Origin of the sequence: Vreelandella glaciei, from assembly GCF_013415125.1 — a bacterium.
In the GTDB taxonomy this organism is placed as follows: Bacteria; Pseudomonadota; Gammaproteobacteria; order Pseudomonadales; family Halomonadaceae; genus Vreelandella; species Vreelandella glaciei.
Window position 1 is genome coordinate 17,522 of the sequence record NZ_JACCDE010000037.1, and the last position, 19,038, is coordinate 36,559.

Genomic DNA, 19,038 nt, shown 5'->3' on the forward strand with positions numbered 1-19,038 from the left:
GCTCCCTAGACGGTGATCAATGCTTCTGTACAATGAAGGGCACGGTCGAAGTAAATCAGCGGCGACTTTGCATTACTAACCAGCGCGACCACTTCACCCAAGCAGAATGCGGTGTGCACCGAATCCTTGTAATCGACCAACCGGCAGTCGAAGCTGCAGGTAGCATCCTTGAATATCGGCGCAGAGTTCTGCATCGGGGGCCGGTAGAAAATAAAATTCACCTGATCGCCGTTGCGATAGGTAATGACATCCGTGTGGCCGAGCTAGTGAGCCGTGTCAAAAATGCATGAGTTGAAGTCGATGATCGGCTTGAAAGCTGGATGTGTCGCCACGTTCTTGACCCGCTTTCCATCTATCCTGATATCTCGACCGTCTTTGATGCCTTCTCGATAGTGCTCAACCGTACGAATCATTCCGCAATCCTTGTTGTATAGGACTGCTTTCATTCTGGATGACGGATGCGCGCCAAGTAAAAATGCTTTTGCCTTTTTAGTAGCTCAGGATTCCTGAGGCATGAGCGATCGGCCATTGCACCGGAAAAGCCCGACACCTAAAACGAAATAACGTAATCTCTAAGGCACCGAGATGTATGTGCACATGAGTGTCTAGGCATAGGATAATGTCATATACGCAAAGCGCGTCAGGAACCATGTACTTCCTTACGGTCTAAAAGAAGGCGAACCTTTGTTTTCATAACGCGTCATGCCAAGCTTCACAAATGGGATAGAATGTTGGACGATGGGAAGTAAAGGCAAAGGAGCATGGCCATGCTAAGTCGCATTACACAGCGTCAACTTGAGTACTTTATAGCTTGTGGAGAGGCTGGCAGTATCGTAAAGGCATCCGAACAGATTCATGTTTCTTCTCCCTCCATCTCCGCTGCTATTTCTCATATCGAGTCAGAACTCGGCATACAACTGTTAATTCGCCATCATGCGCAAGGCATATCGTTGACAGTTATCGGCCAGAGAGTACTTCAAGAAGCCAAGTTGATCGTCGAACAAACAAGGAACTTGTACTCACTAGCCTCGGACTCGCTAAATACTATCCGAGGGCCGCTGCGTATAGGCTGCTTTGACTCCTTGGCTCCTATGATCTCGGCAGAATTGGTTTATGGTTTTGCGAGGGCCTTCCCTGGCGTAAAAATAACTCAGATCGAAGGTGACCACGAAGAATTACTAGAAGGCTTACGCCGTTCTCAACTAGACATCGCACTTACTTATGACCTTAACGACGTTGAAGATGTAGATTTTCTACCTTTAGCAGACCTGCCTCCCCATATCATCGTTGGGGAACAGCATCCTTTCGCTGAATTGTCAGCCGTTTCCATCTCAGATACCGAAGATTTTCCAATGGTGTTACTCGACCTCCCTTATAGCAGGGAGTACTTCATCAGTTTATTCATGAACGAGAGCGTTCGCCCCAATATTATGATGCGCTCAAGTCAGCTTGAGGTCGTCCGTTCAATGGTCGCAAATGGCCTAGGCTACTCCATTGCCAACGTTCGTCCCAAAGTCAACCGCTCTCAGGATGGTAAAAGAATTGTACGCGTGCGTTTAGCGGGCGATCATCGCCCTATGCGTTTGGGTTATGCCATGCTCAAGGAAGTCAACCAACCCCGAGTAGTTGAAGCGTTTGCCCACCGATGCCGTACCTTCATATCAAATCAGTATATTCCAGGCATGTCTGCACCTAGCTTCTACGATCCGCATATCATTGACACTGTAAAATTGTCGGATCCCGCGTGATTGGTTAACCGTTTGGTAAATAACTCAGTTCGTTTAGCCTGTCGCTCCTTCATCGCTGCAATCGGTGGTTGATGGTACAGCGGCTCATGCGAGATATGGTGATTTTCAGCCAACAATAGCGTTTGACTTGTTCCAAGTCCTCGCCTGACACATATAGCGCTGAGTGGTCAACACGCCGCTGATACGGCCGTTGAAGCATTCCAGCATGCCGTTCGTCTGTGGCCGACCCGGCTTGATCAGGCGCTGCCTGATGCCATGAGCTTGGCATTCCTGGTCGAAGAGGTGGCCGCCGCTTGGCTTGCGCTCACCGGCTCGGGTGAAGCGATCCGTGAAGGACTTGCCGTTGTCGGTCAGCACTGCCTGGATATTGAAGGAAGTCTTCTCTTCCACTCGCTTCATGAGCGCTCGCGTGTCCTTCGCGGACTAGCTGCTCCTGATTTTCAGATACAGCCAGCGCGTCGCTCGAATGAGGGCCATGTACAAGTAGCGTTTTTTTGCTGCTCTCCGGGTATTTGGGACAGGTGCTTTCGATGTGCCCGAATCCTGACACGTAGTCCTTGAAGGGCTTGTGCCCGGGGGAATCTTGTAACCGCTGGCATCCTGTCGGGCCAGCTCGCCAAACGTTGGCACCTCACGTCGCTTGAGCATGCGGTGCGGGTCGGAGCGTGACAAGCGACGATTCAAGAACTCGCGTGCCACGATCAGCAGATCATCAAGGTAACGCCAATGCGAATAGTCAAGTTGGATACGCCATACTGACGGACCAGTTCACTATCACTGATGCTGGCGGGCGCTGCCTGAATCTCGGCACGGACCTTCGATGTCGTGGTCGCCTGCTTATGCAATTTGATGTCCATAAATCTGCTCCTTGAAATACTGTAGAAGCTCCTCGGCTGCCAGCAGAGGATAACTCCTATAGCTCATTTGATTATCCTGAACTCTGCAGTAACCGAATAAACCAAGTTGGCAGCAACTTGCGTTAAAACAGGTTCGTCCTAAAACCCGGTATGTTTTTTCCTAAGCATTGGGTTCGAAAAGCGTGGTTTCCAAGCGATCGATGTTTGCTCAGACTTTATCCTGTCGATGAACGGTTTCTCTCGGGCTCCTGACTTCTTCGACACACAGTCGATGACCAAGCGCCAGCAAATTAAATCAGGGGCTATCACCTTTAGGATATTCAAATGTCAGTCGAAAAAATTAACACCTTAGTTATTGGTGCAGGTCAGGCGGGAATCGCCATGAGCGAGCATCTCTCACTCATGAAAGTGCCGCACCTTGTGCTGGAGCGAAATCGGATAGCAGAGCGCTGGCGTTCCGAACGCTGGGATTCACTAGTAGCTAATGGACCAGCCTGGCACGACCGTTTTCCGACACTAAAATTTGAAGGTGTCTCTCCAGAAGCCTTCCCCTCCAAAGAGCGCATAGTCGATTACTTCGAAGAGTACGTCAAAATGCTCGGCGCCCCCGTGCGCACCGGCGTTAATGTCATCAAGGTAGAGCACAACGAGGGCCGCCCGGGGTTCACCGTTACCACTTCTGAAGGCATCATCGAAGCCGACAATGTGGTCGCCGCCACGGGGCCGTTCCAACGCCCATCCTATCCGAATATCGTTCCAGAAGGCAGCAACATTCATCAGCTACACTCATCCGCCTATAAAAATCCCAGCCAACTGCCGAAAGGTGCGGTGCTGGTGGTCGGTGCCGGAGCCTCGGGCACACAGATTGCTGAAGAACTGCGCCAAGCAGGCAAAAAAGTCTACCTTTCTGTGGGCGAACATTACCGTCCGCCTCGCTCTTATCGCGGTCGCGATTACGTCTGGTGGCTGGGTGCCCTGGGCCTGTGGGACGAAGTAAAAATCAAACCTAAAAAACAGCATGTGGCCTTCGCCGTCAGCGGTTATGAAGGTGGCCGCACCGTAGATTTCCGTCGTCTGGCGCACATGGGGATCAATCTAGTCGGCATCACCAAAAGCTGGAAGGAAGGCGTGATCGAGTTTGAAGAGGGACTCGCCGAAAACATCGCTCAGGGTGACCAGGCCTATTTTGACGTGCTGCGTGATGCCGATGGATACATCGAGCGTAACGGCCTCCCCTTCCCGAAAGAACAGGAAGCCTGGGAACTGCTGCCGGACCCGGACTGCATCAAGCAGCCGACCCTCAGCCTGAATGCGGAAGAAGCCGGTATAACCACCGTGCTCTGGGCTACCGGCTTTAAATTCGATTTCAGCTGGCTGCAGGTCAACGCCTTCGATGAAAATGGCGAGCCGTTCCATAAACGCGGTATCAGTGCAGAAAGCGGAATCTACTTCCTCGGTCTGCCCAACCTCGTTAACCGCGCCTCATCGTTCATCTACGGTGTATGGCACGATGCGAAATATATCGCCGACCATATTGTTATACAGAATAGCTACATGTCATATGAAAAACCTGAGGCCTGATTACTGAGCCAAGTGAAAACCGGTCCGATCACAAAAGCTGCTGTATTAACAACGATCAGCAGCTTATTGCGGTTATTTCCATCATTCGCAACATATTGCAAAGTTTATATGGCTGAAATCACATGCATTGAAGATTTACATCGTCTGGCCCGCAAGCGGGTGCCGCGCATCTTTTACGATTATGTTGATGGAGGCTCCTGGACCGAATCAACCTATAGGGCCAACGAGGCTGATTTTCAGAAAATAAAGTTTCGCCAGCGTGTCGCCTGCGATATCACCAAGCGCAGTACGACCACAACGATGCTGGGGCAGCGTGTCGCCATGCCTGTAGCAATTGCCCCCACCGGGCTTACAGGTATGCAACACGCCGATGGCGAAATTCTGGCGGCCCGCGCAGCAAAGTGTTTTGGTATACCTTTCACTCTGTCTACCATGAGCATCTGCTCCATTGAAGCGGTCGCCTCAGCGACACAAAGTCACCCATTCTGGTTCCAGGTGTACGTCACCAAGGATCGCAGCTTCACTGCCGATCTGATTGAACGCGCCCGCGAGGCTCGCTGCTCCGCACTGGTCGTAACCATGGACTTGCAGGTGTTTGGCCAACGGCACAAGGACAAAAAGAACGGCCTGTCTGTACCACCGAAGCCCACGCTAAGAAACATCATCGACATCGCCTTCAAACCGGGCTGGTGCCTGCAAATGCTGGGTACCCAAAACCGCCAGTTTGGTAACATCCTCGGCCATGCCAAAGGTGTAGACAATATCGCCTCGCTGGTGGAATGGACCGAAGAGCAGTTCGATCCCACACTCTCCTGGCAGGATGTGACATGGATTAAGAAACGCTGGGGTGGCAAGCTGATCGTCAAGGGAATCATGGATCCGGAAGATGCACGCCTTGCCATCGCGGCCGGTGCCGACGCAATCGTCGTATCCAACCACGGCGGTCGACAGTTGGATGGCGCGCCGTCCTCTCTCTCCGCACTACCGGCGATTATCGATGCAGTGGGAGACCAGGTGGAAGTACACATGGACGGCGGCATACGCTCAGGTCAGGATGTTCTCAAAGCGATCGCCTTGGGCGCAAAAGGCACCTATATCGGCAGAGCCATGCTTTACGGACTAGGCGCACAAGGGGAAAAAGGCGTGAGCAAAGTGCTGGAGATCATCAGAAACGAACTGGACCTTTCTATGGCTTTCTGCGGCAGAACGGATATCAACGCCGTTAATCGGGAGATACTTCTGTGTCAGAATACTGATAAGTATCTAAACTAAAATTTTGCGTTATGCTTATAGACTTACCCCGTTGAATCAGGACGATGAGCCGGTGCTGGTAGACAGGGTCCGCGGGAGTATGACTGGGTCAGTGAATCCGGGTCTTTTTGAGGGATGGCAGCGTGGGTTGCTGGTCCGTCGTTCCCTGGCACCGGACAGGAAGAAATGACAGCGTATTTCACCTTCGCGCCCTGCGGTACGTCGATCGACGACCTCGCCCTGGCGGCTGGGTCCCAGTGGAATATCGAGCGCTGTTTCCAGTAAAGGCAAATCGCAACTGGGGCTGGATCAATATAAGGTGCACATCTGGCGAGGCTGGTATCGCCATAACACACTGGTGATGGCGGCCTATGTCCTGCTGGCCACGTTGCGCCGACACCAGCTGTAAAAGACCTATTGCTGAGCCTGGGTGGGCAAGGCCGGTCGTTCTCTCCCTGGCCGAAATGCGGCGATGGCTATGCCCCCCGTTGCCAAGCGACGAAGACGACTGGAAGATGCGTTGCACTGGTCCCGCTGGTGAAGGTTTCACCAACGTGTCACCCAGTACTATCACTGGGTAAGGCGCTAGCGGATAAGGGGCAGCAGCATCACCTTATCTCTCGATGATTATTTACAACTGAAGAATTAACAACAAGTTAAAAGTCAACGGGCCTTTGGCCAAGCCGCATGATGATTGTCGATTATGAAAACGTGCCGATGACGAATAGGGGCGTGCCGGTGAGAGTGGTGATGAGGTTCAGGTCCCTCCCACCCCTCGTGCCGATGTTGATGATGCTCGTCGTGGACGTGCAGGTGCTCATGGATGGTGGCCTCATGATCGTGCGTGAGGGTCTTCCCATCCTCAGCTGGCCATAGCAGCATTCCAAATAGACCCGCTACGGCCGCCAGAATAGCCATAAGCATGAAGGTGGCGGGCAAGCCGAACGTAGCGCCCACCCATCCCGCCATAGGGTAGGTGATCAGCCAGCCACAATGAGACAATGCGAAGTGCCCGGCATACAGGGCCGTGCGATCCCCGGGATGAGCAGAACGTGCCAGAAGGCGACCCGAAGGAGTCAATATGAGCGAGGCGCCTGCACCCAATATGGCCCAGATAACCAGGCCGGTGCCTATGCCGGACATCCAGAGGGCTAAGACCAGGCCGACAACCAATGTAACGGCACCTGCCATCATGGATTGCCGGTCGGTAAAATAAGTCAGTAACGAAGGCAAGCCTAGAGCAACGCACATTGAACCGACACCATAGGCGCCAAAAAATAGCGCCACAAGAGGATCGCCTCCCGCAAGCTTTTCCTGAACCAAGACCACCGTATTGACCAAGACCATCGCTCCTGCTGCCGAAACGGCAAAACTGAACGCCAGTAGTCCGCGCAAGCGGGGGGTTGCAAAATAGATACGGAAGCCCTTGGTGAACCGTGACAGGCCCTCTTCCCGAACGTAGGCTTTATCTTGAGAGACCGGCAAGGTTATGGACATTATTAATACTGCCGAGGCGATAAAACCTAATACTGTTCCGAGAAACAGCCAGTGGAAGGAGATGAACATCAAGAAAAGTGCAGATAGCGCAGGACTCACTAGCGATTCAAGATCATATGCCAAACGCGACAGTGACAGCGCATTCGTATAGCTCTTTTCATCTTTTAAAATATCGGGAATCATCGCCTGGAAAGTGGGCGTGAACGCAGCGGAAAAGCTCTGAAACAAGAATACCAGCACATAGACCTGCCAGATCTCCGAAACGAACGGAAGCAGTCCGACCATGCCGGCACGGCATAGATCCAGCGTAACCAGCATGGTTCGACGCGGAAAGTTGGCGGCAAACGCGCCCACCAAAGGAGAAACACCTACATAGGCTACCATCTTGATGGCGAAGGCAGTTCCCAGTACGATCCCTGCGTTGTCTTGGGCAAGGTCATAAGCGAGTAACGCCAGCGCGATGGTTGCCAGCCCGGTTCCAAGCAGAGAAAAAACCTGAGCCCCGAATAGGTGGCGAAATCGGCGATCATACAAGATACCCAACATAGTAATAGCCTTATAGAAATATAGGAAAGCACAGCCTGCTATAGCTTGACTGCTCTACAGCCGATGGACCTCTATGGTGGCGTGAACGATGCCCAAGTGCTTGGGAATGCGAGCGCGATACTCATCGGGAGTAAGCGGCGCGGATGAAATGATCGAAATGGCGGCACCATGAATTTCCGGCCCTATTGCCCAGACATGGAGATCGGCGAGCCGATCCATCTCATTTCTCGCGATAGCTTCCCGGAGAGTGCCAAGGACCGGTTCGCCAGCGCTACGGTCAAGTAGTATGCTGGAAGTGGCTCGCAGCAACCCGACGGACCAGCGAGCAATCATTACTGCACCGATGATGCCTACCAGCGGATCGACCCAATGCTGACCGGTATACTTGGCCACCAAGAGTGAGACGATCGCCAATACCGAGGTCAGGGTATCCGCGAGAACATGGAGGTAAGCCGAATTCAGTGCATGGTCCCGTCCGGTGTGTGCTGATTGGGAATGGTCATACTGGTGCGTATGGGAGTGGCCGTGACCATGCCCCCCCAAAATGACCGCGCAAACGACATTGACGATAAGCCCAACACCCGCAACCAGCACCGCCATGTCAAAGTCGATGGGGCGCGGCTGGGCAATCCTAGAGACACTCTCTACAGCTATGACGCCAGCGAATGACGCCAGAAGTACGGCTCCCGCAAAGCCCGCGAGAGCATCTACCTTGCCGGTACCAAAGGTAAAGGCACTATCTCCTGCATGCCGGCGAGAGTAGGCGTAGGCGAACGCACTAATGCCTAGCGCGATGGCGTGCGACCCCATATGCAGGCCGTCGGCAAGGAGTGCCATCGAGCCAAACAGATACCCCGCCACGATTTCGATCGCCATCGCTGCCAGCGTTATCATGGTAACCAAAATGGTACGCCGTTCACCCGGGCGAGGCTGATCGAGTCCGAACACATGGCTATGAGTGAATGGTTCCAACTGCGCGTTTTGTATACTCATTTTTTCCTCAGTACTCGAGAATGGCCATACCTCAGGCAAAGCATCAAGACTATTGCATTAATCGCGGCAGCGTAGTGGACAGTGCCGGCACGTAGACCAATAGCAACAAAAAACCGAACAGTGTTATTAGGAAAACGGTATTGGCACGAATGACGCTCGTTACCTCCTCGTCACCAATTTTTGCCGCCACCAAAAGCGCCAGCGCTACAGGCGGCGTTATCTGTCCGATGACCACGGTAACCACGATCAGAACGCCAAAGTGAAGTAGGTCCACATCCATCATCATCAGCGAAGGCAGTAGCAGGGGCATGATCATGGGAATAAGGGGATCAAGAATCATGCCCGCTATTAATGCCAGCAAGAGCAGCACCAGAATCTTCATGGTTACCGACTCAAAGGGAAGCAGAGTATCCAGACCGGCGGCAAGTGCACCGGGAACCCCTGCCTGTGACAATGCCCATCCGAACGCAGTCGAAAGACCAACGACCAGCAGGATCTCACCGGTGAGGATCGCTGAATCTATAGTCACCCGATATAGCTTCGCCCAGCTAAGGGTGCGGTAAACCAGCATGGAAAGCACCAATGCGTAGGCGACCGCAAAAGCTCCCGCTTCCGAGGGAGTAAAAAGCCCGAATACAAGTCCCCCCAGAATGAGAGCGGGGAGCCCGAGAGGCAGGATGGCCCGCATGCCGGTACGAGCGACTTCTCGCCAGGCAAAACCTGCCATGGGCTGCCAGCCATTACGACGAGCAAGCAGGGATATGATCAGCATCAGCACTAGTCCCATCAACAAGCCTGGCAATACCCCAGCAAGAAATAGGGCACCCAGTGAGACCCCCGTCACCGCTGAATAAAGTATCATGGGGGAACTTGGAGGAATCAGTATGCCTATACCCGATGAGGTGGCGGTAAGTGCCGCAGCGAAAGGCCCCGGATAGTTGTTCTCCTTTAGCTTAGGGATTAGGACCGACCCGGTACCCGCAAGATCAGCCACGGAGGTCCCGATCATACCACCGAACATAACGCTGGCAGCCACATTGACATGAGCTAGACCACCTCGCATCCACCCGACCAGCGCCCCGGCAAAGTCGAACAGCCGGTCCGCTATTCCACTCGCATTCATGATGCCGCCTGCCAATATGAATAGAGGCATAGTGATCAAGATATAATCGCTGATACCTGCAAGAGTCTGTTGTGGCAACGCAAGCGACCAACCTTCACTCATGGTCAAATAAAAGAGCACGGACGCCGTAAGGGATACGATGATGGGAAGGCCGACTAATACCAATACACACAGTATTAAAATTGTAATGGCTGCAAGCGTTAGCATAAGATATCCTCAGTGGCGAATACGGAGCAGAAGCGAAACGACCATTCCGACCGCGCCGAGCAGCAACCCGCTAAATATGACACTCTTGGGTAGTCGTAACATGGGCGTCAGGTCACTGCCGAACAGGCCCATGTATTGCCATACGTACCACCCCAGAACCCCCATGGTGAGTGCACCGAAAATAGCACAGGAACGAGATACGATTCGCGCCACGACTCCCGGCAGGCGGCTCGTCAGTATATCGCAGGAGATAAGCGCACCCCGCAGAGAGGCTAAAACGATGCCGACGGCGGTCACCCAGACCAATAACATCGGTACGACCTCATCCGTCCAGGGCAGAGGCCGACCAAATGCATAGCGGCTAAATGCATTGGCGAAGACAAGTATTGCGATGCCTCCCATGAAGGCCACTGCACAACCTTCAATAATGTGGACCAGCGCGGCTCCCAGCCGGAACCGACGTAGCCCAGCGACGAGGCCTCTTGGCACCTCATCGGACAGATGAATCTTTTGCTCAGATGTTTCCAACATTTTGATCTCCTCCAGCGAGGCGCCGGTCGAATAAACGACCATACCCTGCACGCGCGCCGTAGATACCCTGGAGCTCCAAGCAGTGCCAGAATGATGCCTGGTTGGCCGATATTATTGGCTTGCCCAGCTCAGCCTCGAGGGCCTCGATTACCCCGACGGTACGGAAGTTGGTACAACTGATGAAAATGGCACTGGCGTCAGGATGGTCTACGGATTTAACGAAATCGAATACTTCATCTAAAGGCACTTCAGCGAGAGCATGGTCATCATCGATACCAAGATTGGCGTGACGAAGCACGGCATGATTGTTCTCTTCGAGGAAGTTGATGGCCCGATCATGTACTTCATCCACGTAGGGCGTCGCTAACGCGATCTTGGTTGCACCAACCTCCGCCAATGCCGCCAAGGTAGCGGTAGACGCGGTAGTCACGAGCGGCCCGGGTGCCCACTGCTTGAGATTTTCAATCAAGCCACGATCATAAGCAGTACCATGCAAGAACGAGGCGCTGGTGCCGCCGAAACACAATACATCAATCGGCGCTGACCCGAGCAGGTGAGCCGCCTGCTCGATCTCCGGCGAGCGCATCATGGCATCGATGCCCTTAAAGGTAACTTTAGGTAAACGAATCCTTGTCGTATGTATGGAGACGCCCTGTGCCGCCATCGCCCACATCTCGGACTCCATTACCACGCTCGAAGCCATGTATATAAGCCCGATACGCGCATTATCGCCGCTGCCGTCGTAACGAAACTGGGGGAGGGGGCCGCCTTCGGCCGCCCCCATTATTGCTTGTTCATTCGCGCTCATTTCTGCTCCAGTAATGTTTGTGCCTGCGACCAGAAATCGCCTGATAACCTCTTTGCAATTTCGTCCCGAATCGGCACGGACGCTGATATGAAGCTGTCGAGATCGGGCTGGTTTACGCTGACCCCGGCCTCGGTAAAATCATCGACAAGTGTCGCATCACTTTCATCTGAAAGTTGACGTGTTGCCTCAGCGCCTTCCTGTGCCGCCTGGGCCATTTTCTCCTGCAGTTCCGCAGACAACGAATCATATGCCGATGCATTCATGGCGAGAGTGATGGGCGTATAGACGTGATTGGTAAGTGAGACGTAATCCTGCACTTCGTAGAGTGAAAACTCCTCCAGTACGGATAGAGGGTTCTCCTGGCCATCAAGCACACCTTGACGTAAGGCCACGTAGACCTCTCCCAGTGCCATGGGCGTCGGGGCGGCGCCGAGCATCTCGAAAGCAAGCAAGCGTGTTTCACTCCCAGGGGTGCGCAACTTCAGTCCGTCGAGATCTTTTGGAGTGCGGATCGGGTGCCGGTTGTTACTGATAACGCGAAAACCCAACTCTCCGTATGCAAGAACCTCTAGGTTAGCCTTGTCGCGCAGGGAGGCGGAGAGCAGATCGCCCAGCTCACCGTCGAGCGTCGCACGGGCAGACTCCTTGTCGGCAAATAGGAAGGGCATGTCGAAGAGAGCAAAATTGTTATCGAGCTCGACTACGTCCGACCCCAGCGGAACCACCTGTACCTCGCCTGCTCGGATCAGCTGCATCAATGCCGCCTCATCGCCAAGCGCCCCACCTTCGAAAAACTCAAGTTCGATACTATCCTCAGCACTTTCCTGAAGGGCATCGCGAAAGGTGGCAAGCATGACGTTCAGCGGGTCACCGGGTGTCGTCTCGACTGCTAGGCGGAGCGTAGTCTGGTCCGTCTGGGCCAAGGCTACATGCATCGGTGCCACCAGGCCCAACGCCAAAACACACGAGTATAATTTCCGTTTCAACATGATTTTTCCTCGTTTGTCGTTAAAGTTGCGCACTACAGCATTATCATCGTTGAACTTCTCAGCATGTTTCGTCAAAAAACTGCATAAGAAGAATTTTAATGTCGTATCATGGTGCATTTTTTTGCACCAATTTTTATCAGCTCTCTATATTGGTAGCAAAAAATTGCACAACAATGTTTCGAGCCATAATTAAAGTCTAATGCTACCGTCATTTTATGAATTATAAATAAGTCACACTCATTCTCTTATCGAGCTTGATTGTATGGAGCACCGGCTCAGAAAGTAAAAAAGGAAATTCTGCTCTACTGCTTCAGAAACTCTGAGGCTAGTGTGGCAAAGCAGGACTTCGGCAAATCCGAAGAAAAAGCACGTAAAACAAAAGCTATATTGTTCCCTTGAAACTTAAGAAAAAAGCAGTGAGTAAAATTATTAAATATAAGTGTTCTTATATATAGGAGTAAATTCAAAAAATAATGATTTTCAAAAGGGGCAGCGACGTCACCCCATCTTCAGTAGCAGCCGGGTTTAGAGTCAGAAGTAACTTTAGCGTGTTTTACCACCAGTTGCTCGGCATAGGCTGAAGGTGTCAGCCCACCAAGACTCTTCTTCGGTCTTTCTTCGTTGTACTCCCGCCTTAATGACAACCTGGGCGTGATGAAGACTGGTGAACCAATGCTCATTCAGACATTCATCTCGAAAGCGCCCATTGAACGATTCGATGTAGGTGTTTTGGTTGGGTTTTCCAGGTTCGATTAAAAACAGTGCAACGCCCCGTAGATGAGCCCATGACAGCATGGCGCGCCCACAGAATTCCTTGCCATTATCCGTGCAAATGGCGCTAGGTAGGCCACGTTGTAAAGCCAGATGATCCAGAATACGTGTTAAAAACAGCTCACCAAAGGCGCGCTCCGGCACGATGGCCACCGCCTAATGAGTCGCATCGTCAACAACGGTCAGGGTCTTGATGACCCGTCCTTCAGCCGTACGATCAAACACAAAATCCATTGACCAGACCTGATTGGCGGCACCAGGACGACCAAGGGGCTTTCGCTCAGACGTGGGAACCTTCTTGCGCTTGCGGCGTTTAACCTGCAACCGAGCCGCCGCGTAGAGGCGTTCGACGCGCTTATGATTGACCTGTTCACCGGCTTGACGCAGTTTCAAGTAGATCATGCCCGCCACATAGCGACGATACCGATGCGCGAGCGCCAGGATGCGTTCGCGCAAGCCCTGGTTGCGGTCCGGCATTCGCTGATAGCGTAACGCACTGGCACTCATACGGATGACACGGAGCGCTCGGCGCTCACTCAGGCCACGTGACACCATAAAGCGCACCACGTCTCGGCGTGCAGGGGCACTCACCACCTTTTTCTCAGCGCCTCGCGAGTGACCTCCATCTCCAGTAGCGACTCAGCGAGCAGCTTTTTCAAGCGTCCATTTTTGGCTCCGAGTTCTTTGAGTCGCTTGGCATCGGGCACGCTCATGCCGCCAAACTTGCTGCGCCATAGATAGTAACTGGCTTCTGAGAAACCGTGCCGACGGCATAGCTCCTTGATAGGCAGTCCCGCTTCGGCTTCGCCCAGGAAGCCAATGATCTCTTCTTCGCTGAAACGCTTCTTCATGTCCAATCTCCTTACCCATAGGATCGGACTCTAAAGTGTAGCGCTACTCAATCTGGGGGTGAAGTCGGGTGTTAGAGAGGCGTTGAGCCTGTAGAAAAACTCCGCTGACGGCTAAGTTTTGGTAGGATCGAGGAAACAGACGAGGAGTGGTCAGCATGCCGCGCTTCAAGGCTTATAACTACGATCAGAACGCCATGGTGGTGATCAACTACCAGGATCAGCTCCAGCCAGGCACCTTTGAACACGCGGTGCACTACCTGATCGAGCACAAGCTCGACTTATCCGTTTTCCATCCCAAGTACCGCAACGATGCGACCGGTCGGCTGGCCTATGATCCGGCTATCCTGCTTAAGATTATCCTGTTTGCTTACTCAAAAGGCATCACCTCCAGTCGAGAGATGCAATGGTGTTGCGAGACCAACATCATTTTCAAAGCCCTTTCCTGCGATACCGTGCCTCATTTCACCACACTGGCAAGCTTCGTTAGTCGCCATGCTGATGAGATCGAAGCGCTATTCGAACAAGTGCTGCTGGTATGCCACGAACAAGGCTTGCTGGGTAACGAACTCTTTGCGATTGATGGCTGCAAGATGTCCTCCGATGCCTCCAAAGAGTGGTCTGGCACGTTCAAAGAATTGGATGAGAAACGTGAGAAACTGAGAGGCCTGATCCGGCATCACCTACTGAAGCACTACGCGCGTGACGAGGCCGAGACGGAAGCCGATCTGGATAGGGATATCCGACGGGCCAAGACGATTCTCTCGCTAGATGCCGCCATGAACAAAGTGGATCGTTTCCTAAAGACGCACAGCCCAAGGATGGGCCGGGGGAAGCGAATCAAGGAAGTGAAGAGCAATCTCACCGATAACGAAAGTGCCAAAATGACCACCAGTAAAGGCACGATTCAGGGTTATAACGGTGTGGCCACAGTGGATAAGAAACATCAGATCATCATTGACGCTCAGGCCTTTGGCGAAGGCCAAGAACATCACACCCTGAGGCCAGTTCTGGAGCAGGTTGAAGCGCGTTTTAAGAAGCTGGGCATCGCTGAGAATATCTACCGGAAAGGCACCCTCATTACTGCCGATACTGGCTTCGCGAATGAAGCCAATATGAAGTATCTACACGAACAGGAGATCAACGGCTACATCCCCGATAATCAGTTCCGCAGCCGAGATCCGAAATTCGCCGACCAGAAAAACAAATATGGCAAGCGCCACCAGAATTTACCAGATAAAGGCTGGCGAGAGACGACGCCCGCCAGCGCTTTCCAGTTTGATCCGGTAGAGCTAACGTGTATCTGCCCAACCGGCGAAAAACTGTCCTATCGCGGGCAACGAGAAACGGACACTGGCAAAATCCGGGTGCACTTCGAAGGGCGTTTACTGCAATGTCGGCATTGCCCAAAGAAATACCGATGCATGCAGAATCCGGCCTCGGCAGACCATCGCAACGGTGCCGGTCGACAGGTATCTTTTATCATCGAGAACAATCGGCTGCCCAATTACACTGATTGGATGAAGCACCGAGTGGATAGCCCCAAGGGCAAGCAGATTTACAGCCATCGCATGTCGGTAGTAGAGCCGGTGTTCGGCAATATTGGCACGACGAAAAGACTGAACCGGTTTAGTCTACGGGGTAAGAAAAAGGTGCAGGGCCAGTGGCAGCTTTACTGCCTGGTGCACAATATTGAGAAGTTAGCGAATTATGGCCACATGGCCGCGTCATGAAGGGCTTAGAGCGGGGTAAGTTGCTTTTTAAGAGCAAAAGGTCGTCTTCAACAAGCTTTAGCTGGGCGCTCAAGTGGCTAAATACCGATATTAAGATTACTCAGCCAGATGACTGGCTGAGTAAGTAAATTAGGACGAGAGGGGGTAGAGATGGCTCGAAATCGGGTTTTTCTACAGCCTCGTTGATTGAAGTTATGCCGGAACCCATGGCGAGTAATATGTTTGTCGACTTGAATGCCTTCAGTCTCGATATACGCAGCAAGATTTGTATCCTTTGCTATTTTTAAAACCAGCTTACTAAACTGACTCAAACTCATTGGGGTGCCTCGGGATAGCCCCTTATTTGAGATAAACAAAAATCCGTGTTTTTGTTGCTCTGCTAATAACCGGCGCTCATTAATAACGTAGTTGTATAGCGCTTGCGACAATTCATAAGAGATTGGAATACCGCGCTCCTGTGTCTTAGCATTTTGCTCAATTAAACGCCACTTATCCTCAGGGTCGTCATGTCGACGAACAACAGAAACAAGCTGCTCAGAAAAACGAATATCCTGAACTTTTAACTGAAGGACTTCCCCTGAACGCATTCCTGTTTCGAATAGCACTTGAAACATTAAGTAATTTCTATGGCGTACCAAAGATGTGAATGGATTGTCAGAGCATTCCGGTTCTGCCAAGCGCATGACCTCAATAAATACTTCAGGCGGTGACGCTTTTTTGTCTGGATCAAATTGTGAGGTTTTAGAGCCTTGACGTCTTGGTCCCTGCTTAAGCAGTACCTCCTTCATGTTATCCGCTGAGTCAAGATAGCAAGCAAAATTTGCTCGTTTTCGAAGTGAAGTTTCAACTACAAAGCACAAAAACTCTATTGTAATCCTTAGACGATAACTCTGCTGCTTAACGCTTACAGTAGGGTCAGGGAGTACTCTGGTAGGTTGTGATGCTTGTAGCTCTATGACGTTGCCACGATTTTTTTGTTAGGCTTCGTCTAGCTGCAACAGTCTTTAGTTTGCAATGACGTGCCAGCGATTGCACCTCCGCAATATCTAAGAACAGAGGGCGCTGTATTTTACTTCTCTCCCCATTCTCAGCTGCTTCCGCAATCTTCAAAATTTTTTTCAAAAAACGGTAGTGGCTGTGCGCTATCCCAGATTTTAAAATGAGCAAGCGCATTGACAGCACTGCGCATCGTTTCTTGCGTCGATAACCGATAGAAAGTAGTCAGATATAAGGTTGTCCAAAAGTCAGGAACACCATTCTCATTTAAAAGTAATGAGAATCGCTCACCATTCTGAAAAATTAAACTTCCTCTCTTCAGCTTCATACCCACCCACCATAAATCAATTTTTTCTGATTGTATGAAGGTGGCAATAATAAAACCAGTTTTTTTTTTCAAAATAAATATAAAAACCCTGATATATCAGGGCTTTATAGCATCATATATACAATACTTTAATATTGAGAAAGTTAAAACGGTATCTCATCGTCAAAGTCGTCGAAATTACCCGGGTCAGGCGCACCGTAGCTGCTGTTCTGCTGGTTGGGCGGTGGTGCTTGGTTGCCCTGCTGGGGCGCTGGCTGTGCGGGGCGAGGCTGCTGTGGGCTCTGCCCGTCTGGGTAGTTTCCGCCCTGAGGTGCGCCACCCTGCTGTGGATAACCGCCACCTTGGCTATTGGGGGCCGGCGCGTTTTGGGGCGCATTCTGAGGAGCGTTCTGGGGATAGCTGTTTTGTCCAGCGCCAGCGCCTTGGAAATCACCGCTGCGACCATCAAGCATCTGCATATCGTTGGCGACAATCTCTGTCGAATAGCGATCCTGACCGTTCTGATCTTGCCATTTGCGGGTTTGCAGACGCCCTTCAATATAGACTTTGGAGCCTTTTTTCAGGTACTGCTGGGCAATTTCGGCGGTTTTATTGAACATCACCACGCGGTGCCATTCGGTACGCTCCTGGCGCTGACCGCTCTGGCGATCCATCCAGGTATCGGTGGTCGCCAGGTTCAAGTTAGCCACGGCGGTACCGCTGGGAGTGAAACGCACCTCTGGATCCTGCCCGAGGTTGCCAATCAAAATGACCTTGTTAATGCCGCGAGCCATAAGGCGCTCCTTTAATAGCTGTCATGTAGAGTTTATTGCCAACCGCCGTCACGCTTTTATCGGCCGGGCTGGATTAAGATTTGGGTGGCGCCATCAGCCGAGTTAACGCTGCCTGGTCAAGCTGCTGACGATTCACCTTTAAATAGACCAAACGCTCTTCCGGCACCACCATGACGTCTTCTACGCCGACCACATCGGCTAAATGTTCCATCAACAGGTCGAGCGCGTCTGCCTGGGTTTCGTGCAGCGCCACCACTTCGCTGGAGAGCGGTGGTGGTGAAGGCATCCGCCACATGGCGATCCACCAGCATAGCGCAAGCCCAGCACAGCCAATAAAGACCGCGTTGAGGCCGCCATAATGCGCCAGTAAACCGCCTAGTGTACCGCCTAAAAAAGCACCTAAAAATTGACTAGTGGAATACACGCCCATGGCAGTCCCTTTCGCGCCCGCCGGGGCCAGCTTACTGAGCATGGAAGGTAGCGTCGCTTCCAGCAAGTTAAAGCCCGTGAAGAACACAAACAGCCAGACAAATAGCCAATAACCTGGCGATAATGGCAACCCTAACCCCGCTAAGCTAACCACAATAGCGCCGATCGCCCCCAGGCACATCAAACGCATGCGCTGTTGCTTCTCGGCCACCATAATCAGCGGCACCATCGCCACAAACGATAACGCCATAATGCCAAGATACGCCAGCCCGTGATACTCAATCGCCACGCCAGCATTTAGCAAGCGAAACGGTACCGCCACAAATATCGCCATCAGCACTAGATGCAGAGCAAAAATCGATAAATCCAGCCGCCATAGATCGGGGCGGGTGATCACGCTTTTAAACTGCTGGCGATCCATGCCTACATCACGGTGACGCCGCCGCCGTGGCGCGGCAGGCACCCAGCGCCATAACACCAGCAGCCCCACCAGCGTCAGTAGCGCGGTAAACCAGAACACGCCAGCCAGCCCCGCCCAGGCGGCAAGCCATGGCCCCAACACCATGGCGATGGCAAACGACACCCCAATCGAAAGCCCAATGGTGGCCATCGCGGCGGTGCGAATTTCTTCACGGGTTTGATCCGCCAGCAGCGCCATAATCGCCGCGGCCACGGCGCCGCCGCCCTGCAACGCTCGCCCGGCGATTACACCGGCAATGCTATCGGAGAGCGCCGCGACCACACTGCCGAGTGCAAAAATGACCAGCCCCATAGCGATAACTCGCTTGCGGCCAATGCGATCAGAGAGTAAGCCAAACGGGATTTGCAGCGTCGCCTGGGTCAACCCATAGATGCCCAGTGCGACGCCCACCAACAGAGGCGTCGCCCCCGCCAGCGTATCAGCGTAGAGCGCCAGCACGGGCAGCACCATAAATAGGCCCAGCATGCGCGATGCATAGAGCCCGGCCAAACCGCTGATCGCGCGACGTTCAGAGGCCAGCAACAGTGCGGAAACCTTGCGCATAATGC

At 52.6% G+C, this 19,038-nt stretch carries 16 protein-coding genes and 2 pseudogenes; 4 read left to right on the plus strand and 14 right to left on the minus strand.

The annotated features are described in order from the left end of the window. Positions 1-5 precede the first annotated feature (5 nt). Both HZS80_RS24185 and HZS80_RS19925 read right to left on the minus strand, forming a co-directional pair. Positions 6-194, minus strand: coding sequence for a flavin reductase family protein (locus tag HZS80_RS24185; protein ID WP_350359638.1), 189 nt, complete (start codon positions 192-194; stop codon positions 6-8). Between the two features lie 69 nt (positions 195-263). Continuing rightward, the gene (locus tag HZS80_RS19925; RefSeq protein WP_179917088.1) at positions 264-413 is read right to left on the minus strand and encodes a 4-hydroxyphenylacetate 3-hydroxylase N-terminal domain-containing protein; all 150 of its coding nucleotides are present in this window, start codon (positions 411-413) and stop codon (positions 264-266) included. A gap of 354 nt (positions 414-767) precedes the next feature. Between HZS80_RS19925 and HZS80_RS19930 the strand changes: the two genes are divergently transcribed. Continuing rightward, positions 768-1,748 carry a LysR substrate-binding domain-containing protein gene (locus HZS80_RS19930; RefSeq protein ID WP_179917089.1) on the plus strand — a complete coding sequence of 327 codons (981 nt, stop codon included), beginning with the start codon at positions 768-770 and terminating at the stop codon, positions 1,746-1,748. Here the strand turns inward: HZS80_RS19930 and HZS80_RS19935 are convergent. After that, positions 1,700-2,605: pseudogene (locus tag HZS80_RS19935) on the minus strand (DDE-type integrase/transposase/recombinase). The gene HZS80_RS19930 and the pseudogene HZS80_RS19935 overlap by 49 nt on opposite strands. Positions 2,606-2,929: 324 nt before the next feature. Here HZS80_RS19935 and HZS80_RS19940 point away from each other — a divergent pair. Continuing rightward, positions 2,930-4,186, plus strand: coding sequence for a flavin-containing monooxygenase (locus tag HZS80_RS19940; protein WP_179917090.1), 1,257 nt, complete (start codon positions 2,930-2,932; stop codon positions 4,184-4,186). A gap of 12 nt (positions 4,187-4,198) precedes the next feature. After that, the gene (locus tag HZS80_RS19945) at positions 4,199-5,458 is read left to right on the plus strand and encodes an alpha-hydroxy acid oxidase (RefSeq protein WP_340162624.1); all 1,260 of its coding nucleotides are present in this window, start codon (positions 4,199-4,201) and stop codon (positions 5,456-5,458) included. A gap of 642 nt (positions 5,459-6,100) precedes the next feature. Here HZS80_RS19945 and HZS80_RS19950 read toward each other — a convergent pair. The 7 genes and pseudogenes from HZS80_RS19950 to HZS80_RS19980 all read right to left on the minus strand — a co-directional run bounded on the left by HZS80_RS19950 (position 6,101) and on the right by HZS80_RS19980 (position 13,753). Continuing rightward, complete coding sequence (locus tag HZS80_RS19950) at positions 6,101-7,480, minus strand: MFS transporter (RefSeq protein ID WP_179917091.1); 1,380 nt, start codon at positions 7,478-7,480, stop codon at positions 6,101-6,103. A gap of 54 nt (positions 7,481-7,534) precedes the next feature. Continuing rightward, complete coding sequence (gene dmeF, locus HZS80_RS19955; RefSeq protein ID WP_218927798.1) at positions 7,535-8,473, minus strand: CDF family Co(II)/Ni(II) efflux transporter DmeF; 939 nt, start codon at positions 8,471-8,473, stop codon at positions 7,535-7,537. A 49-nt stretch (positions 8,474-8,522) separates the two neighbouring features. Continuing rightward, the gene (locus HZS80_RS19960) at positions 8,523-9,803 is read right to left on the minus strand and encodes a TRAP transporter large permease (protein WP_179917092.1); all 1,281 of its coding nucleotides are present in this window, start codon (positions 9,801-9,803) and stop codon (positions 8,523-8,525) included. 9 nt (positions 9,804-9,812) lie between these two features. After that, entirely contained in the window at positions 9,813-10,334 is a 522-nt protein-coding gene (locus HZS80_RS19965) for a TRAP transporter small permease (RefSeq protein WP_179917093.1), read from the minus strand. Continuing rightward, positions 10,318-11,142, minus strand: coding sequence for a maleate cis-trans isomerase family protein (locus HZS80_RS19970; protein WP_218927799.1), 825 nt, complete (start codon positions 11,140-11,142; stop codon positions 10,318-10,320). Before HZS80_RS19970 ends, HZS80_RS19965 begins: the two co-directional genes overlap by 17 nt. Next, a complete protein-coding gene (locus HZS80_RS19975; protein WP_179917094.1) occupies positions 11,139-12,248 on the minus strand; it encodes a TRAP transporter substrate-binding protein in 1,110 nt (369 codons plus the stop codon). The genes HZS80_RS19970 and HZS80_RS19975 overlap by 4 nt, the downstream gene beginning before the upstream one ends. Before the next feature lie 392 nt (positions 12,249-12,640). Continuing rightward, positions 12,641-13,753: pseudogene (locus HZS80_RS19980) on the minus strand (IS3 family transposase). Positions 13,754-13,908: 155 nt separating this feature from the next. Between HZS80_RS19980 and HZS80_RS19985 the strand changes: the two are divergent. Beyond that, entirely contained in the window at positions 13,909-15,483 is a 1,575-nt protein-coding gene (locus HZS80_RS19985) for a transposase (protein ID WP_179917095.1), read from the plus strand. A gap of 77 nt (positions 15,484-15,560) precedes the next feature. On the opposite strand, the gene HZS80_RS19990 is transcribed toward HZS80_RS19985, so the two are convergent. From HZS80_RS19990 to HZS80_RS20005, 4 genes are all read right to left on the minus strand, one after another. Then, positions 15,561-16,271 (minus strand): site-specific integrase, encoded by a 711-nt coding sequence (locus HZS80_RS19990; RefSeq protein WP_179917096.1) that lies wholly within the window; start codon positions 16,269-16,271, stop codon positions 15,561-15,563. Between the two features lie 299 nt (positions 16,272-16,570). Continuing rightward, a complete protein-coding gene (locus HZS80_RS19995) occupies positions 16,571-16,879 on the minus strand; it encodes a hypothetical protein (RefSeq protein WP_179917097.1) in 309 nt (102 codons plus the stop codon). Between the two features lie 71 nt (positions 16,880-16,950). After that, a complete protein-coding gene (locus HZS80_RS20000; protein WP_179917098.1) occupies positions 16,951-17,580 on the minus strand; it encodes a single-stranded DNA-binding protein in 630 nt (209 codons plus the stop codon). Between the two features lie 73 nt (positions 17,581-17,653). Then, complete coding sequence (locus HZS80_RS20005) at positions 17,654-19,033, minus strand: MFS transporter (RefSeq protein WP_179917099.1); 1,380 nt, start codon at positions 19,031-19,033, stop codon at positions 17,654-17,656. Positions 19,034-19,038: the final 5 nt, after the last annotated feature.